Source organism: Citrobacter sp. RHB21-C05, from assembly GCF_013889015.1.
GTDB lineage: Bacteria > Pseudomonadota > Gammaproteobacteria > Enterobacterales > Enterobacteriaceae > Citrobacter_A > Citrobacter_A sedlakii.
On the sequence record NZ_CP057611.1, the window covers coordinates 720,085 to 736,669 of the forward strand.

Here is a 16,585-nt window from a genome sequence, read left to right on the forward strand (position 1 = left end):
AGATGCCGCACGCTATATGCTCCATGCGCCCCCGGCATATTCACAGATATAACGCAGGAAAGCGCAATTTTTCTACGCCGCGCTCGCGCAGGGCATCGGCCAGTTGCTCTACGTCCTCTGGCGTTGCGCTTGCCCATGTCCTGGCTTCGCCATGCGTCCCGTGCGCGTGAAAGGCGTTTAGCCTCACCGGCACATCGCCAAGCTGTCGGATGAACGCGGCGAGCGCATCGACATGCTGCATATAATCCACCCGTCCCGGAATCACCAGCAGCCGCAGTTCCGCCAGCTTTCCACGCTCTGCCAGCCACACGATACTATGCTTAATCTGCGCGTTATCGCGACCGGTAAGCCGCCTGTGGCATTCGCTGCTCCAGGCTTTAAGGTCGAGCATCACGCCTTCACACACTGGCAGCAGTTTCAGCCAGCCGGTTTCGCTAAGCTGCCCGTTGCTGTCCACCAGGCAACTCAGCGATGCCAGTTGCGGATCGCCTTTCATCGCGGTGAACAGTTCAAGGATAAACGGCAGCTGGGTCGTGGCTTCGCCGCCGCTAACGGTAATGCCTTCAATAAACGGCGCGGCCTTGCGGATGTGGGTCAGCATCTGGTCAATGCTCATGCTCTGCGCCATCGGCGTCGCCTGTTGCGGACACATCTTCAGACAGGCGTCGCACTGCTGGCAATGTTCGGCGTGCCAGATGACTTTTCCGTCGCTGACGCTCAGCGCCTGGTGTGGACACTGCGCCACGCACTCGCCGCAGTGGTTACAGCGTCCCATCGTCCATGGATTGTGGCAGTTTTTACAGCGCAGATTACAGCCCTGTAAAAACAGGGCCAGACGACTTCCGGGCCCGTCAACGCAGGAGAAGGGGATCAGCTTACTGACTGAAGCGCATCTGCTGTTCATGACCGATCACCCGGGGTTGTCGTTCCAGAATACGCGTATTGCGCGCGGCCTCTTCACCCAGCCAGGTGGTATTGGTACGGGAACCTTCAGCGCGATACTTTTTCAGATCCGACAGGCGCACCATGTAGCCAGTCACCCGGACCAGATCGTTGCCGCTGACGTTAGCGGTAAATTCGCGCATCCCGGCCTTAAACGCGCCGAGGCACAACTGCACCAGCGCCTGTGGATTGCGTTTGATGGTTTCGTCCAGGGTCAGTATGTCGCTGATCCCGGAATGATAATGGACGTGATGCGGCGCGACGGCTTGCAGATGGCTGATCGGGTCCGGCTCGTCGCCATAGGGCAGACGCGCGCCCGGTGTGGTGCCAACGTCAGAGCTAATCCCTGACTGTGCATGCAGCATTGCGCGCTGCTTCCAGCCATATTTTACCGGCGTATTCTCGACAAATTCCGCCAGTTGAGCGCTGATGCGATAGCCCAGTTCGTTAGCCGCTTCCGCTTTTCCGTAGCGCGCACGCATGCCCGCTTTTTCGCACAGCAGGTTTACCGCTTCCGCCAGACCGTACATACCGAACATGGGCACAAAACGTTGTGGATCGATCAGTCCTTCCTGCACGAGGAAGCTATTCTCAAAGAAATGTGATTTTTCATAGAGGAATTCACATCGGGCATCAATGATGGCGATTTGCTGGCGGCAATAGTAAGGAAGCGCATTTGTGAAGAAGTCATCAACAGAGCTGCTGCGCTCCGCCACGGCCTTCAGGTTAAGACGCACCAGCGTGCTGCCGCCGCCTCCAAGCGGCAGCGAGTTGTAACAGCTCACCACGCCGTACTGCCCTTTTGTGAAAATTTTATCATTCGCCGGGCCATTGGAAATATGCGGCTTACTGCATTCACAAATGTTTTCTGCCACCGCCAACAGCAGATTGTCCGGGGTGACGTCTGGATCGTAGATAAAGGTCAGGTTTGGCGCAACCTGCTTTAGCTCTGCGTCAGCACGTAAAATCGCCCGGGTAATGGGAGTATCGGCAGGACCGATATTGGCATGCATAAACGCGTCTGGCAGGGTTCTGTCGAGATAGCGCCAGAAACGTTTTATTCGAATATCGATCGCGTCTTGTGTTAGAATTTTAACATAAGCTTGCAACAGCGCATCAAGCTGACCGAGGTAAACCGGCATGGAGGTTACCGACGGCACATGATGATAAAGGATGGTCAGTAACGACAGCGCATCGTCCAGATCCTGCGCGCCTTCCAGTTCCAGCCAGGCGGAGCCATTGCGCAGAAAACGGGCGTAATCGGGGAGCACATAGCGGGGCTTGAACGGCGCGTGGCCTTCAAACATATCGCAAATGACCCCGTCGTCCAGCGCCTGGCGCGCCCCGGCGGGCAGCGCGGGATAAGGCAAATTGTTTTCGGCCTCCAGCGCCAGAAAGTGCCGTTTTTGCTCCGGGCTCAGCACCGGGCTGGTGACGATTTGCTGGCAGCGCTGTTGCAGCGCGGTTTCGTTGCTCGTGGTCATCGTGATTCCTTTTTATGCCGAAGGGCGTGCGGGCATTGTAGAAAGAAGTGCTGACGCGGCTTTTGATCCTGATGCGCCTGTGCGAAGAAGATCGCGGCAGAAGAGGTCATTTATTTGAATTTGATCTCATTACAGTAATGCAAATTTGTACGTAGTTTTCATTAACTGTGATGTATATCGAAGTGTAATCGCGGGTGGATGTTAGAATACTAACAAACCCGCAAGGTGAGAATTGATACGGCGATGCCGTTGGAGAATGTTATGAGCGATTTAACAGCAAGCAGCCTGCGTGCCCTGAAACTGATGGATCTGACTACCCTGAATGACGACGACACCAATGAAAAAGTGATCGCGTTGTGTCATCAGGCGAAAACCCCGGTCGGCAATACCGCCGCCATCTGCATCTATCCGCGTTTCATTCCCATTGCGCGTAAGACCCTGAAAGAGCAGGGCACCCCGGAGATCCGCATCGCGACCGTGACCAACTTCCCGCACGGCAACGACGACATTGAGATCGCCGTGGCGGAAACCCGCGCCGCGATCGCGTATGGCGCAGACGAAGTTGACGTGGTGTTCCCGTACCGCGCGCTGATCGCCGGTAATGAGCAGGTCGGCTTTGATTTGGTGAAAGCCTGTAAAGACGCGTGCGCGGCGGCAAACGTGCTGCTGAAAGTGATCATCGAAACCGGTGAACTGAAAGAAGAGGCGCTGATCCGTAAAGCGTCTGAAATCGCTATTAAAGCCGGTGCTGATTTCATTAAAACCTCTACCGGTAAAGTGCCGGTCAACGCAACCCCGGAAAGCGCGCGCATCATGATGGAAGTCATCCGTGATATGGGCGTCGAAAAAACCGTGGGCTTTAAACCTGCGGGCGGCGTACGTACGGCGGAAGACGCGCAGAAATTTCTGGCGATTGCCGACGAGCTGTTTGGCGCTGAGTGGGCGGATTCCCGTCACTACCGCTTCGGCGCGTCGAGCCTGCTGGCCAGCCTGCTGAAAGCGCTGGGTCACGGCGACGGTAAGAGCGCAAGCAGCTACTAAGATTTGAATTGCCGGGCGACGCGTAGCGAGCCCGGCCTGGTTTGAGGAGGTTACCGTGTTTCTCGCACAAGAAATTATTCGTAAAAAACGTGATGGTCTTGCCCTGAGCGACGAAGAGATCCGCTTCTTTATCAACGGCATTCGTGACAACACCGTCTCTGAAGGACAGATTGCTGCCCTGGCGATGACCATTTTCTTCCACGATATGTCGATGCCTGAGCGCGTGTCGCTGACCATGGCGATGCGAGATTCAGGAACCGTTCTGGACTGGAAAAGCCTCAACCTTAACGGCCCGATTGTGGATAAACACTCCACCGGCGGCGTGGGTGACGTGACGTCGCTGATGCTTGGCCCTATGGTCGCAGCCTGCGGCGGCTACATCCCGATGATCTCCGGGCGCGGCCTGGGCCATACCGGCGGTACGCTCGACAAGCTGGAAGCCATTCCGGGCTTCGATATCTTCCCGGATGACAACCGCTTCCGCGAAATTATTAAAGACGTTGGCGTGGCGATTATTGGCCAGACCAGCTCTCTGGCGCCGGCAGACAAGCGTTTCTACGCGACCCGCGATATCACCGCAACCGTTGACTCCATCCCGCTGATCACCGCCTCGATTCTTGCCAAAAAACTGGCGGAAGGTCTGGACGCGCTGGTGATGGATGTGAAGGTGGGCAGCGGCGCGTTTATGCCAACCTATGAACTCTCTGAGGCGCTGGCCGAAGCGATCGTTGGCGTCTCCAACGGCGCGGGCGTGCGCACCACCGCACTGCTGACGGACATGAACCAGGTGCTGGCTTCCAGCGCCGGTAACGCTGTCGAAGTGCGTGAAGCCGTGCAGTTCCTGACGGGCGAGTATCGCAACCCGCGCCTGTTCGACGTGACTATGGCGCTGTGCGTGGAGATGCTGATCTCCGGCAAGCTTGCCAAAGACGATACGGAAGCCCGCGCGAAGCTTCAGGCGGTGCTGGACAACGGCAAAGCGGCGGAAATTTTTGGCCGCATGGTGGCGGCGCAGAAAGGCCCGACCGACTTCGTGGAAAACTACGCGAAATACCTGCCAACCGCGATGCTCAGCAAAGCGGTGTATGCCGATAGCGAAGGCTTCGTCAGCGCGATGGATACCCGCGCGCTTGGCATGGCGGTGGTCTCGATGGGCGGCGGTCGTCGTCAGGCATCCGACACCATTGATTACAGCGTCGGCTTCACCGATATGGTCCGTCTGGGCGACAGCGTTGATGGCCAACGTCCGCTGGCGGTGATTCATGCCAAAGATGAAACCAGCTGGCAGGATGCGGCGAAAGCGGTCAAAGCGGCAATTATCCTTGACGACAACGCGCCTGAAATTACACCAACGGTCTATCGTCGTATTACCGAATAGCGGTATACTGATCTGATCGCTTTTTTACAGCGCAGATGTATGGAGAACATTATGAAACGTGCATTTATTATGGTGCTGGACTCCTTTGGTATTGGTGCAACGGAAGATGCCGATCGCTTTGGCGATGTAGGCGCCGATACTCTGGGACACATCGCAGAAGCCTGTGCTAAAGGCGAAGCGGATAACGGTCGCAAAGGCCCGCTGAATTTACCGAACCTGACCCGCCTGGGTCTGGTGAAAGCCCATGAAGGCTCAACCGGAAAAATCGCGGCCGGAATGGACGCGAATGCGGAAGTCATTGGCGCTTACGCCTGGGCGCACGAACTTTCTTCCGGTAAAGATACGCCGTCTGGTCACTGGGAAATCGCCGGAGTACCGGTGCTGTTCGACTGGGGCTACTTCTCGGATCACGAGAACAGCTTCCCGCAGGAACTGCTCGACAAGCTGGTGAAGCGCGCCAATCTGCCGGGCTACCTCGGTAACTGCCACTCTTCCGGTACGGTGATCCTGGACCAGCTCGGGGAAGAGCACATGAAAACCGGCAAGCCGATTTTCTACACCTCTGCTGACTCCGTGTTCCAGATCGCCTGCCACGAAGAGACGTTTGGTCTGGATAAACTCTACGAGCTGTGCGAGATCGCCCGTGAAGAGCTGACCGAAGGCGGCTACAACATTGGCCGCGTTATCGCGCGTCCGTTTATCGGCGACAAAGCGGGTAATTTCCAGCGTACCGGTAACCGTCACGACCTGGCCGTTGAGCCTCCTGCCCCCACCGTGCTGCAAAAGCTGGTCGACGAGAAAGGCGGTCAGGTAGTGTCTGTGGGTAAAATCGCGGATATCTACGCTAACTGCGGCATCACCAAAAAAGTGAAAGCGACCGGTCTGGACGCGCTGTTCGACGCGACCGTCAAAGAGATGAAAGACGCGGGTGACAACACGATTGTCTTCACCAACTTTGTGGACTTCGACTCCTCCTGGGGCCACCGTCGCGACGTCGCAGGCTACGCTGCGGGTCTGGAACTGTTTGACCGCCGCCTGCCGGAGCTGATGGAACTGGTAGGGGAAGATGACATTCTGATCCTGACCGCGGATCACGGCTGTGACCCAACCTGGACCGGTACTGACCACACCCGTGAGCACATCCCGGTGCTGGTGTACGGCCCGAAAGTGAAACCCGGTTCACTGGGACACCGTGAAACTTTTGCGGATATCGGCCAGACCATTGCGAAATATTTTGGCACGTCTGACATGGAATATGGCAAGGCGATGTTCTGAGGTCATTGCCGGGCGGCGACTGCGCCTTACCCGGCCTACAACACCGTAGGCCCGGATCGCGCCGCGTCACCGGGCAAAAAATCAAATTAAAAGGAACTGAAAGATGGCAACTCCTCACATTAATGCAGAAATGGGTGATTTCGCTGACGTCGTATTGATGCCTGGCGACCCGCTGCGCGCGAAGCACATTGCAGAAACTTTCCTCGAGGACGTGCGTGAAGTGAACAACGTTCGCGGCATGCTGGGCTTCACCGGGACCTATAAGGGCCGCAAAATCTCCGTGATGGGCCACGGTATGGGGATCCCGTCCTGCTCCATCTACACCAAAGAGCTGATCACCGATTTCGGCGTGAAGAAAATCATCCGCGTCGGTTCCTGTGGCGCCGTGCGTCACGATGTCAAACTGCGTGATGTGGTCATCGGTATGGGGGCTTGCACCGATTCCAAAGTGAACCGTATCCGTTTCAAAGATCATGACTTCGCGGCGATTGCCGACTTTGATATGGTGCGTAACGCGGTTGATGCGGCAAAAGCGCTGGGCGTTGACGCGCGCGTAGGCAACCTGTTCTCTGCGGATCTGTTCTACTCCCCGGACGGCGAAATGTTCGACGTGATGGAAAAATACGGCATCCTGGGCGTGGAAATGGAAGCGGCGGGCATTTACGGCGTCGCGGCGGAATTTGGCGCGAAAGCGCTGACCATCTGCACCGTGTCTGACCATATCCGTACTCACGAGCAGACCACCGCCGCTGAGCGTCAGACCACCTTCAACGACATGATTAAAATCGCGCTGGAATCCGTTCTGCTGGGCGATAAAGCGTAATGCTCTTTCCTGCCCTTCTCCTGTAAGGGAGAGGGGCAGGGTGAGGCATCAGAACGCGCTTAACGCACTGCCTGCGCTATCCATGCCGACACGTCCCGTAATTCCTTTTCCTGCTCCGGGAAGTCTCCCCTCAACGCATCGCACTCCTGCTGCAACGTATCCGCCCGATACAAACACCCCTGCAAACGTGCTGCCAGCGCCTCTAATGGCGCGGGATTAAGACTGTCCGTGAACACCTGTGTGCGGGTGATACGACCTTTCTCTACGTCAAAATGCAGTTCCACGCCACCCCAGGTAAAGCGCTCATCCAGCAGATGAGAGAACGCTGGCGCCTGGCCGAAGTTCCACTCCCAACTGCTCTGCCGGGCAAAGGTTTCAGCAAAGTTGGGCAGATCCGGGGTTTTATCCGGCGAGATCACTTCCGCGTCAACGCGTTCGTTATAGTAAGTGAAGAAGGCTTCGCTGACTGCATGACAGACATGCTCATGCGTGATCCCAGGCAGCAGTTCGGTGAGGTTCGCCACGCGGGAGCGAACCGAGGTAATCCCTTTAGCCGCCAGCTTCTTTTTGTCCGGGTTCAGGTAATTTGCCAGACGGCTGAGATCGGCGTTCAGCAGTAGCGTGCCGTGGTGAAAGCCGCGATCTTTGGTTTCGCGATAGGCTGAACCTGAGACTTTACGATCGCCGTCCGGCGTTTTGACCACCAGATCGTTACGCCCGGAGACCTCCGCCGTCACGCCGAGCGCATGGAGGGCGTTAAGAACAATTGAAGTCGAAATCGTTTTATCGTATTCCGGCTTGCCCGCCATAAAGGTAAAACAGGTATTGCCGAGGTCGTGGAACACCGCGCCGCCGCCGCTACTGCGACGCGCCAGGCGCACGTTGTCCTCTTCCATCCGTCGTGTGTTGCACTCTTTCCACGGATTTTGCGCACGGCCAATCACCACCGTATCCGCGTTGCGCCACAGGAAAAGCATGCGTTGGGTGGCGGGCATCTGGCGGAAAATGCACTCTTCTACCGCCAGGTTAAACCACGGATCATAAGAGTCAGAAATAAGCAGGCGAAGTGTAGACATAGCGTTTTCCTTTACAGAATTTATTCTTTTTTCTCGCTCTCTTCCTCTTCCGGTACCGACTTACTGGCGGTGAGCAAGAAAGGGGATTGCTGCCAGCGCGTTCGTTTACCCTGCAGCAATGTTCGGGTCAGCACCACGCCAATCGCCAGCGAGAGCAGCAGCATCAGGCGTAAAATATTGGTGGTGTTATCCACCTGTTTCGCTTCGGTCGCCAGGGTGTGGGTATCCAGCGTCAGGCGCAGATAGCCCAGCGGACCATTTTTTCCCTGAATGGGTTCGACGATTTGCTGGTTAAAATAGCCCCCGGCTTTTTTGCCGTCCAGCGCCAGGCGGTCGCGCACGTTTACGCTTTCACCCGCGCGGGCAATCATGTCGCCCTGTTCATCATAAACCCCGGCGTCAAGGATGCGGCTTTCATGGGTCAATTGCTGCAATATGCTTTTGATACGCTTTTCGTCAGGCGTTTCGGTACGCATAGAAGGCGCGATGTTCAGCGTGACCTGATGCGCCAGTGTGCGAGCCAGTTCTTCAAGCTGCGGATTGCGTTGCTTCTGGTGGTTTTGACTAAACCAGGACGCCCCCTGCATGAGCGCGACAAGCAGTGCGAGACAGAACAATACAATCACTGCACGATGAAGCCGAAATTTCAGTTTTGCGCGAGCCATATTCCACCTGCTGAAAATTTGAGGCTTAATGTTGCCAGAAGCGATGGATACAAGGTAGCCTCATGCGTTATTTTCCCCTGGAACCTTCCCGGCCCGAACGATTTTACAGGAGCTTTAATGCCTAACATTACCTGGTGCGATTTGCCTGAAGATGTCTCTTTATGGCCAGGTTTGCCCCTTTCTTTAAGTGGTGACGAGGTGATGCCACTGGATTACCACGCAGGACGTAGCGGCTGGCTGCTGTATGGTCGCGGGCTGGATAAACAACGACTGACCCAGTACCAGAGCAAGCTGGGCGCGGCAATGGTGATCGTCGCAGCCTGGTGCGTGGAAGACTACCAGGTGATCCGCCTGGCGGGGTCGCTGACACCGCGCGCCACGAAGCTGGCGCATGATGCGCAACTGGACGTCGCGCCACTGGGTAAAATACCGCATCTGCGGACGCCAGGTTTGCTGGTGATGGACATGGACTCCACCGCGATCCAGATCGAGTGCATTGATGAGATCGCAAAACTGGCCGGTACCGGCGAGCAGGTAGCGGAAGTGACCGAGCGCGCGATGCGCGGCGAACTGGACTTTACCGCCAGCCTGCGCAGCCGCGTGGCGACGCTGAAAGGCGCTGACGCTAACATCCTGCAGCAGGTGCGCGACACGCTGCCGCTCATGCCCGGCCTGACGCAACTGGTGCTGAAGCTGGAAACGCTGGGCTGGAAGGTGGCGATCGCCTCCGGCGGCTTCACCTTTTTTGCCGAGTATCTGCGTGAAAAGCTGCGCTTAACCGCCGTGGTGGCGAACGAACTGGAGATCGTAGACGGCAAATTCACCGGACACGTGACGGGGGATATCGTTGACGCGCAATATAAGGCCAATACCCTGACCCGGTTGGCGCAGGAGTATGAGATCCCCATGACGCAAACGGTGGCGATTGGCGACGGCGCGAACGATCTGCCGATGATCAAAACGGCGGGGCTGGGCATAGCCTACCACGCCAAGCCGAAAGTGAATGAGAAAACGGAAATCACCATCCGTCACGCCGATCTGATGGGCGTGTTTTGCATTCTTTCTGGCAGCATGAATCAGAAATAACGAGGTAACCCGTGGCAAAAGCTCCAAAACGCGCCTTTGTATGTAATGAATGCGGGGCGGATTATCCACGCTGGCAGGGGCAATGCAGCGCCTGCCACGCCTGGAACACCATCACTGAGGTGCGTCTCGCCGCATCGCCAACGGTGGCGCGTAACGAGCGGCTCAGCGGTTACGCTGGCAGCGCGGGCGTGGCGAAAGTTCAAAAACTTTCCGATATCAGCCTGGAAGCGCTACCGCGTTTTTCGACCGGCTTTAAAGAGTTCGATCGCGTACTGGGCGGCGGCGTCGTTCCCGGTAGCGCCATCCTCATTGGCGGTAATCCCGGCGCGGGGAAATCAACGCTGCTGCTGCAAACGCTGTGTAAACTCGCCGAGCAGATGAAAACCCTGTACGTCACGGGTGAAGAGTCGTTACAGCAAGTGGCGATGCGCGCGCACCGTCTCGGCCTGCCGACCAACAATCTCAACATGCTGTCGGAAACCAGCATTGAGCAGATATGCCTGATTGCGGAAGAAGAACAGCCGAAGCTGATGGTGATCGACTCCATTCAGGTGATGCACATGGCGGATATTCAGTCCTCGCCCGGCAGCGTGGCGCAGGTGCGTGAAACCGCCGCCTACCTGACGCGCTTTGCCAAAACGCGCGGGGTGGCGATTGTGATGGTCGGGCATGTCACCAAAGACGGTTCGCTGGCGGGGCCGAAAGTGCTGGAGCACTGCATCGACTGTTCAGTACTGCTCGACGGCGACGCGGACTCCCGCTTCCGTACCCTGCGCAGCCATAAAAACCGTTTTGGCGCGGTCAATGAACTTGGCGTTTTCGCGATGACTGAACAGGGGCTCCGGGAAGTCAGCAACCCATCCGCCATCTTTTTAAGCCGCGGCGACGAAATTACCTCCGGCAGTTCGGTGATGGTGGTCTGGGAAGGTACGCGCCCGCTGCTGGTAGAGATTCAGGCGCTGGTGGATCACTCGATGATGGCGAACCCTCGCCGCGTGGCGGTCGGTCTGGAACAAAACCGGCTGGCGATTTTGCTGGCGGTACTGCATCGCCACGGTGGTTTGCAAATGGCGGATCAGGACGTGTTTGTTAACGTAGTGGGCGGGGTGAAGGTCACCGAAACCAGCGCCGACCTCGCGCTGCTGCTGGCGATGGTCTCCAGTCTGCGTGACAGACCGCTGCCCCAGGACCTGGTGGTCTTCGGCGAAGTGGGGCTGGCGGGCGAGATCCGTCCGGTCCCGAGCGGACAGGAACGTATTTCCGAGGCCGCAAAGCACGGCTTCCGTCGGGCGATTGTGCCTGCGGCGAATGTGCCGAAAAAACCGCCGGAAGGGATGCAGGTGTTCGGCGTTAAAAAACTTTCTGACGCGCTAAGCGTGTTTGACGATTTATAATTAAGACCCGTCGTTTTTCCAGCAGGAGGCTCTTGTGTCATCGTTCGACTATCTCAAAACCGCCATCAAGCAGAAGGGCTGTACCCTGCAACAAGTGGCGGATGCCAGCGGCATGACCAAGGGGTATCTCAGCCAGCTTCTTAACGCAAAAATCAAAAGCCCCAGCGCGCAGAAGCTGGAGGCGCTGCACCGCTTTCTCGGTCTGGAATTTCCGCGCCAGCAGAAAAACATCGGCGTGGTGTTTGGCAAGTTCTATCCGCTGCATACCGGGCACATTTATCTGATTCAGCGTGCCTGTAGCCAGGTGGACGAGCTGCATATCATCATGGGTTACGACGATACCCGCGACCGCGAACTGTTTGAAGACAGCGCCATGTCCCAGCAGCCAACGGTGCCGGATCGGCTGCGCTGGCTACTCCAGACCTTTAAATACCAGAAGAACATTCGTATTCATGCGTTCAACGAAGAGGGCATGGAGCCGTATCCCCACGGCTGGGATGTGTGGAGTCGCGGCATCAAAACGTTTATGGCTGATAAGGGCATCCAGCCCAACTGGATCTATACCTCTGAGGAAGCCGACGCGCCGCAGTATCTGGAACATTTGGGCATCGAAACGGTGCTTATCGATCCGAAACGCACTTTTATGAGCATTAGCGGCGCGCAAATCCGTGAAAACCCGTTCCGCTACTGGGAATACATCCCGACGGAAGTAAAGCCGTTTTTCGTCCGCACCGTGGCGGTACTGGGCGGCGAGTCGAGCGGCAAATCGACGCTGGTCAACAAGCTGGCGAATATCTTCAACACCACCAGCGCGTGGGAATACGGGCGTGACTACGTCTTTTCCCATCTTGGCGGCGACGAAATGGCGCTTCAGTATTCCGATTACGACAAGATTGCGCTCGGACATGCACAATACATTGATTTTGCGGTCAAATACGCAAATAAAGTGGCGTTTATCGACACCGATTTCGTCACGACCCAGGCGTTCTGCAAAAAGTACGAAGGGCGGGAGCATCCGTTTGTGCAGGCGCTGATAGACGAGTATCGCTTTGACCTTGTGATCCTGCTGGAAAATAATACCCCGTGGGTGGCCGACGGTTTGCGCAGCCTCGGCAGTTCTGTGGATCGCAAAGAGTTCCAGACCCTGCTGGTGGAGATGCTGCACGAAAATAACATCGCGTTCGTTCACGTTGAAGAGGCCGATTATGATGGCCGCTTCCTGCGCTGCGTTGAACTGGTTAAACAGATGATGGGCGAGCAGGGGTAATGTTCGCGGCGGGGTGAACACGATGTTTAAGCATTTGCAGGATATGGCGCTGTTCGCCCTGGTCGCTGAAAACGGCAGCTTTACCGCGGCGGCGCAGAAGGCGGGGCTACCGAAGTCCAGTGTCAGCCAGCGCATCAGCCAGCTTGAACAGCAGGTCGGCATCCGTTTGCTCAACCGCACCACCCGTAAGCTGAACCTGACTTATGCTGGCGAACACTATCTTGTGCACTGCCGGGAGATCCTCGCTGCCAGCGAACGCGCGGAGTACGCGGTGCAACGTCTGCGCGACAACCCCAGCGGACGGTTGCGCATCACCTCGCCGGCGGGCATCGGCGCGACGCTGCTGGCGCGTCTGAACGCCCGCTTTCAACAGCATTATCCCGACGTGAACCTTGAAGTCTCGATTTCTGACGAAATGCTGGATCTGGTCGACAGCGGGTTCGATGTCGCGTTGCGCACCGGCAGGCCGCAGGATTCGACGCTGATTGGCCGGATGATAGGCCATTGCCCGCGTTACCTGCTGGCGTCGGCGGACTACCTTTCGCGGTTTGCGCAACTGACTCATCCGCGGCAACTGCCGGAACATCAGTGCATTACCCACAAGGCGTGGACGGAGTGGGTATTCCATCGCGGGGACGAAGATTATCAACACGTACCCGATCGCCTGCATCTGACGGATAACCTGGTCTATGCGCGTGAAAGCGCGATTGCCGGGGCGGGGATCACTTTGCTACCGGCATTTATGCGGGAAGATCGCGTCGAAAAAGGCGAGCTAATCCAGGTGCTGCCGGAATGGACGGTGGCGGGAAACGATCTCTGGCTGGTTTACCCCAGCCGTAAGCTGAATTCCCCCGCGCTGATGAGCTATATTGAGTTTGCCATGCAATTTGACGAACTCAGGCATTTTTACACGGGGTCTTAAAGTGCGTCAGTCCTGGCGCAGCACCTTGTGACCGTAGGCCAGCAGGGCGTCGGTTACGTTGCGCATCATCCGGCTTTCCGGCGCAAAGCGGTGCCAGTAAAGCATCCGACGCTGGAACAGTCCCGGCGTGAGGTCGATCAATTCGCCGCTTTCCAGCTCTTTCTCGATCTGCAAATGCGGGATCATGCAGCAGGTGGTGCCTTGACGCGCCAGCTGGACGAAGGCTTCCGAGGAGTTAACGATATGGCACGGCACACTGCCAGGCGGTAAGTCGAAGTTCTGCTGCAGGAAGGCCTGATGCATATCGTCGAGATGGTCAAACGCCACCGCAGGCGCTTTCAGCAGCGCTGAACGGGTAACGCCGTTTGGGAAATAGCGCTCGGCAAAGGGTTTCGAGCCGACAAACAGATAGTCCAGCGCCCCGAGCTTATCGACCAGACAGCTTGGTAGCGCCTGATGTTGAATACTCACCGCGCCCACCACTTCACCGCGACGCAAACGCTCCTGGGTTCGGGTTTCATCTTCCACCTGCAAATTGAGGCGGATAGGAGAGTCGGCCAGCACCGGCGCCAGCGCAGGCAGCAGCCAGGTCGCCAGACTGTCGGCGTTAACCGCCAGCGACAGCAGCAGCGGCGTAGAGCCGATCTGCTCATCGCCGAGCCACTCCTCTTCCAGCAGTTCTACCTGACGCAGCAGCGCCAGCAGTTTCTGCCCCTGCTCGGTCGGACGCGGCGGAACGGTGCGCACCAGTAGCGGCTGTCCGAACATGTTTTCAAGCTGCTTAATGCGTTGTGATACCGCGGATTGGGTGATGCACAGCTTCTGCGCCGCGCGTTCAAACCCGCGTTCACGTATCACCGCATCTAGTGCCTGTAATGTTCTGTAGTCCGGACGTTTCATTGCTCTGACCCACTCCTGAAAATTATTGCTTGTTCTGCACTATGACATAATTTCGCCCCCGGTAAAGACGAAATCCGCAGCGTGAGAGCGGGGCGGGAAGATTTTTCCGCGCAATCGTCTATAATGCGCGTGAATTTTTCCATATCACAGGCGATACGATCATGACGCAGGATGAACTGAAAAAAGCGGTAGGATGGGCGGCACTTCAGTATGTACAGCCAGGTACCATTGTGGGGGTGGGAACCGGTTCAACCGCCGCACACTTTATTGATGCGCTGGGCACCATGAAAGGACAAATTGAAGGCGCGGTTTCCAGCTCGGACGCCTCCACCGAAAAACTCAAAAGCCTCGGCATTCCTGTGTTCGATCTCAACGAAGTGGACAGCCTCGGCGTTTACGTCGACGGTGCGGATGAAATTAACCCGCATATGCAGATGATTAAAGGCGGCGGCGCGGCGCTGACCCGTGAAAAAATCATCGCTTCGGTGGCGAAGACGTTCGTTTGCATCGCCGACGCCTCGAAAGAAGTGGATATTCTTGGCAACTTCCCGCTGCCGGTCGAAGTGATCCCGATGGCGCGCAGCGCGGTCGCGCGTCAACTGGTAAAACTGGGCGGTCGTCCTGAATACCGTCAGGGCGTGGTGACCGACAACGGTAACGTGATCCTTGATGTCCACGGCATGGAGATCCTCGACCCTGTGGCGATGGAAAACGCGATCAACGCTATTCCAGGCGTGGTGACCGTCGGTCTGTTCGCCAATCGTGGCGCGGATGTGGCGTTAATCGGTACTGCCGACGGCGTAAAAACCATTACCAAATGATCTGACAGGGGGCGTCCGTCTCCTGTTAAAAAATTTCCGCAGGGCAAATTTGGTGACTTCTGTCACGTTTTATCGTTTGCCCTGCTGAACTCACCAAAGAAAAAGTTATCTCCAGCATTTTCCTCTGGTATTTCCCGCTGCATGATATTTCTTCAGCAAGTCGACGCAAACGTTCATATTGCCGCAATAATTTTTTTTGATATGTTGAAAGGCGGATGGAAATCCGCACACACAACATCAGATAAAACACAGGGTCGGGGAAATGGCAAAGGTATCGCTGGAGAAAGACAAGATTAAGTTTCTGCTGGTTGAAGGCGTGCACCAGAAGGCGCTGGATAGCCTTCGTACGGCAGGGTATACCAACATCGAATTTCACAAAGGGGCGCTGGATGCTGAACAGCTGAAAGAGTCCATCCGTGATGCCCACTTCATTGGCCTGCGATCCCGTACCCATCTGACTGAAGACGTGATCAACGCAGCGGAAAAACTGGTCGCCATCGGCTGTTTCTGCATCGGCACCAATCAGGTTGATCTGTCCGCGGCGGCGAAGCGCGGTATTCCGGTATTCAACGCACCGTTCTCGAATACCCGTTCGGTTGCGGAACTGGTGATTGGTGAACTCTTGCTGCTTCTGCGCGGCGTGCCGGAAGCCAACGCCAAAGCGCACCGCGGCGTGTGGAACAAACTGGCGGCCGGTTCGTTCGAAGCGCGTGGCAAAAAGCTGGGGATCATTGGTTACGGCCATATCGGTACGCAACTTGGGATCCTGGCGGAATCGCTGGGTATGCATGTCTTCTTTTACGATATTGAAAACAAACTGCCGTTGGGTAACGCGACCCAGGTGCAGCATCTTTCTGACCTGCTGAATATGAGCGACGTGGTCAGCCTGCACGTACCAGAAAACGCCTCCACGAAAAATATGATGGGCGCGAAAGAGATCGCCCTGATGAAGCCCGGATCGCTGTTGATCAACGCCGCGCGCGGTACGGTCGTCGACATTCCGGCGCTGTGCGATGCGCTGGCAACCAAACATCTGGCCGGGGCGGCAATCGATGTCTTCCCGACCGAGCCTGCGACCAACAGCGATCCGTTTACCTCGCCGCTGTGTGAATTCGATAACGTGATCCTGACGCCGCACATCGGCGGTTCCACGCAGGAAGCGCAGGAAAATATCGGTCTTGAAGTGGCGGGTAAGCTGGTGAAATACTCCGATAACGGCTCCACGCTTTCTGCGGTGAACTTCCCGGAAGTCTCGCTGCCGCTGCACGGTGGGCGTCGCCTGATGCATATCCACGAAAACCGTCCGGGCGTACTGACCGCGCTTAACCAGATCTTTGCTGAGCAGGGCGTGAACATCGCTGCGCAGTATCTGCAAACCTCAGCGCAAATGGGCTATGTGGTGATTGATATTGAAGCGGATGAAGACGTGGCGGAAAAAGCGTTGCAGGCGATGAAAGCCATTCCAGGCACCATTCGCGCACGTCTGCTGTACTGATTATCCAGAATGCCCG

15 protein-coding genes are annotated in these 16,585 nt (G+C 56.7%); 10 read left to right on the forward strand and 5 right to left on the reverse strand.

Annotated elements, in window-relative coordinates:
• Window positions 1–40: 40 nt before the first annotated feature.
• Both HVX72_RS03430 and HVX72_RS03435 read right to left on the reverse strand, forming a co-directional pair.
• On the reverse strand, window positions 41–904 hold the full coding sequence (locus tag HVX72_RS03430) for a YjjW family glycine radical enzyme activase (protein ID WP_181822544.1): 864 nt from the start codon (window positions 902–904) through the stop codon (window positions 41–43).
• Window positions 876–2,426, reverse strand: coding sequence for a YjjI family glycine radical enzyme (locus HVX72_RS03435; protein WP_181822545.1), 1,551 nt, complete (start codon window positions 2,424–2,426; stop codon window positions 876–878). The genes HVX72_RS03430 and HVX72_RS03435 overlap by 29 nt, the downstream gene beginning before the upstream one ends.
• Before the next feature lie 261 nt (window positions 2,427–2,687).
• On the opposite strand from HVX72_RS03435, the gene deoC reads away from it, so the two are divergent.
• The 4 genes from deoC (at window position 2,688) to deoD (ending at window position 6,943) form a co-directional block, all read left to right on the forward strand.
• A complete protein-coding gene (deoC, locus tag HVX72_RS03440) occupies window positions 2,688–3,467 on the forward strand; it encodes a deoxyribose-phosphate aldolase (protein ID WP_042292223.1) in 780 nt (259 codons plus the stop codon).
• Window positions 3,468–3,522: 55 nt separating this feature from the next.
• A complete protein-coding gene (gene deoA, locus HVX72_RS03445; RefSeq protein WP_060569485.1) occupies window positions 3,523–4,845 on the forward strand; it encodes a thymidine phosphorylase in 1,323 nt (440 codons plus the stop codon).
• A 51-nt stretch (window positions 4,846–4,896) separates the two neighbouring features.
• The gene (gene deoB, locus HVX72_RS03450; protein WP_042292218.1) at window positions 4,897–6,120 is read left to right on the forward strand and encodes a phosphopentomutase; all 1,224 of its coding nucleotides are present in this window, start codon (window positions 4,897–4,899) and stop codon (window positions 6,118–6,120) included.
• Window positions 6,121–6,223: 103 nt separating this feature from the next.
• Window positions 6,224–6,943 (forward strand): purine-nucleoside phosphorylase, encoded by a 720-nt coding sequence (gene deoD, locus HVX72_RS03455; protein WP_042292216.1) that lies wholly within the window; start codon window positions 6,224–6,226, stop codon window positions 6,941–6,943.
• A gap of 59 nt (window positions 6,944–7,002) precedes the next feature.
• Here the strand turns inward: deoD and lplA are convergent, their stop codons facing one another.
• Together lplA and HVX72_RS03465 are read right to left on the reverse strand one after the other, a co-directional pair.
• Window positions 7,003–8,019 (reverse strand): lipoate--protein ligase LplA, encoded by a 1,017-nt coding sequence (gene lplA, locus HVX72_RS03460; RefSeq protein WP_181822546.1) that lies wholly within the window; start codon window positions 8,017–8,019, stop codon window positions 7,003–7,005.
• 20 nt (window positions 8,020–8,039) lie between these two features.
• Window positions 8,040–8,684 carry a YtjB family periplasmic protein gene (locus tag HVX72_RS03465; RefSeq protein WP_060569483.1) on the reverse strand — a complete coding sequence of 215 codons (645 nt, stop codon included), beginning with the start codon at window positions 8,682–8,684 and terminating at the stop codon, window positions 8,040–8,042.
• Window positions 8,685–8,801: 117 nt separating this feature from the next.
• Between HVX72_RS03465 and serB the strand changes: the two genes are divergently transcribed.
• From serB to HVX72_RS03485, 4 genes are read left to right on the forward strand one after another with little or no spacing between them, the layout of a single operon-like run.
• A complete protein-coding gene (gene serB, locus HVX72_RS03470) occupies window positions 8,802–9,770 on the forward strand; it encodes a phosphoserine phosphatase (protein WP_181822547.1) in 969 nt (322 codons plus the stop codon).
• 11 nt (window positions 9,771–9,781) lie between these two features.
• Window positions 9,782–11,164 (forward strand): DNA repair protein RadA, encoded by a 1,383-nt coding sequence (gene radA, locus HVX72_RS03475; protein WP_181822548.1) that lies wholly within the window; start codon window positions 9,782–9,784, stop codon window positions 11,162–11,164.
• 34 nt (window positions 11,165–11,198) lie between these two features.
• A complete protein-coding gene (nadR, locus tag HVX72_RS03480; protein WP_181822549.1) occupies window positions 11,199–12,431 on the forward strand; it encodes a multifunctional transcriptional regulator/nicotinamide-nucleotide adenylyltransferase/ribosylnicotinamide kinase NadR in 1,233 nt (410 codons plus the stop codon).
• A gap of 22 nt (window positions 12,432–12,453) precedes the next feature.
• The gene (locus tag HVX72_RS03485; protein WP_181822550.1) at window positions 12,454–13,353 is read left to right on the forward strand and encodes a LysR family transcriptional regulator; all 900 of its coding nucleotides are present in this window, start codon (window positions 12,454–12,456) and stop codon (window positions 13,351–13,353) included.
• 6 nt (window positions 13,354–13,359) lie between these two features.
• Here the strand turns inward: HVX72_RS03485 and argP are convergent, their stop codons facing one another.
• Window positions 13,360–14,253, reverse strand: a complete 894-nt coding sequence (gene argP, locus HVX72_RS03490) for a DNA-binding transcriptional regulator ArgP (RefSeq protein ID WP_060569479.1) — start codon at window positions 14,251–14,253, stop codon at window positions 13,360–13,362.
• A 161-nt stretch (window positions 14,254–14,414) separates the two neighbouring features.
• Between argP and rpiA the strand changes: the two genes are divergently transcribed.
• Together rpiA and serA are read left to right on the forward strand one after the other, a co-directional pair.
• Window positions 14,415–15,074: a ribose-5-phosphate isomerase RpiA gene (rpiA, locus tag HVX72_RS03495; RefSeq protein ID WP_042292197.1), complete on the forward strand. Its 660-nt coding sequence runs from the start codon at window positions 14,415–14,417 to the stop codon at window positions 15,072–15,074.
• Between the two features lie 262 nt (window positions 15,075–15,336).
• On the forward strand, window positions 15,337–16,569 hold the full coding sequence (gene serA, locus HVX72_RS03500) for a phosphoglycerate dehydrogenase (protein WP_181822551.1): 1,233 nt from the start codon (window positions 15,337–15,339) through the stop codon (window positions 16,567–16,569).
• Window positions 16,570–16,585 lie beyond the last annotated feature (16 nt).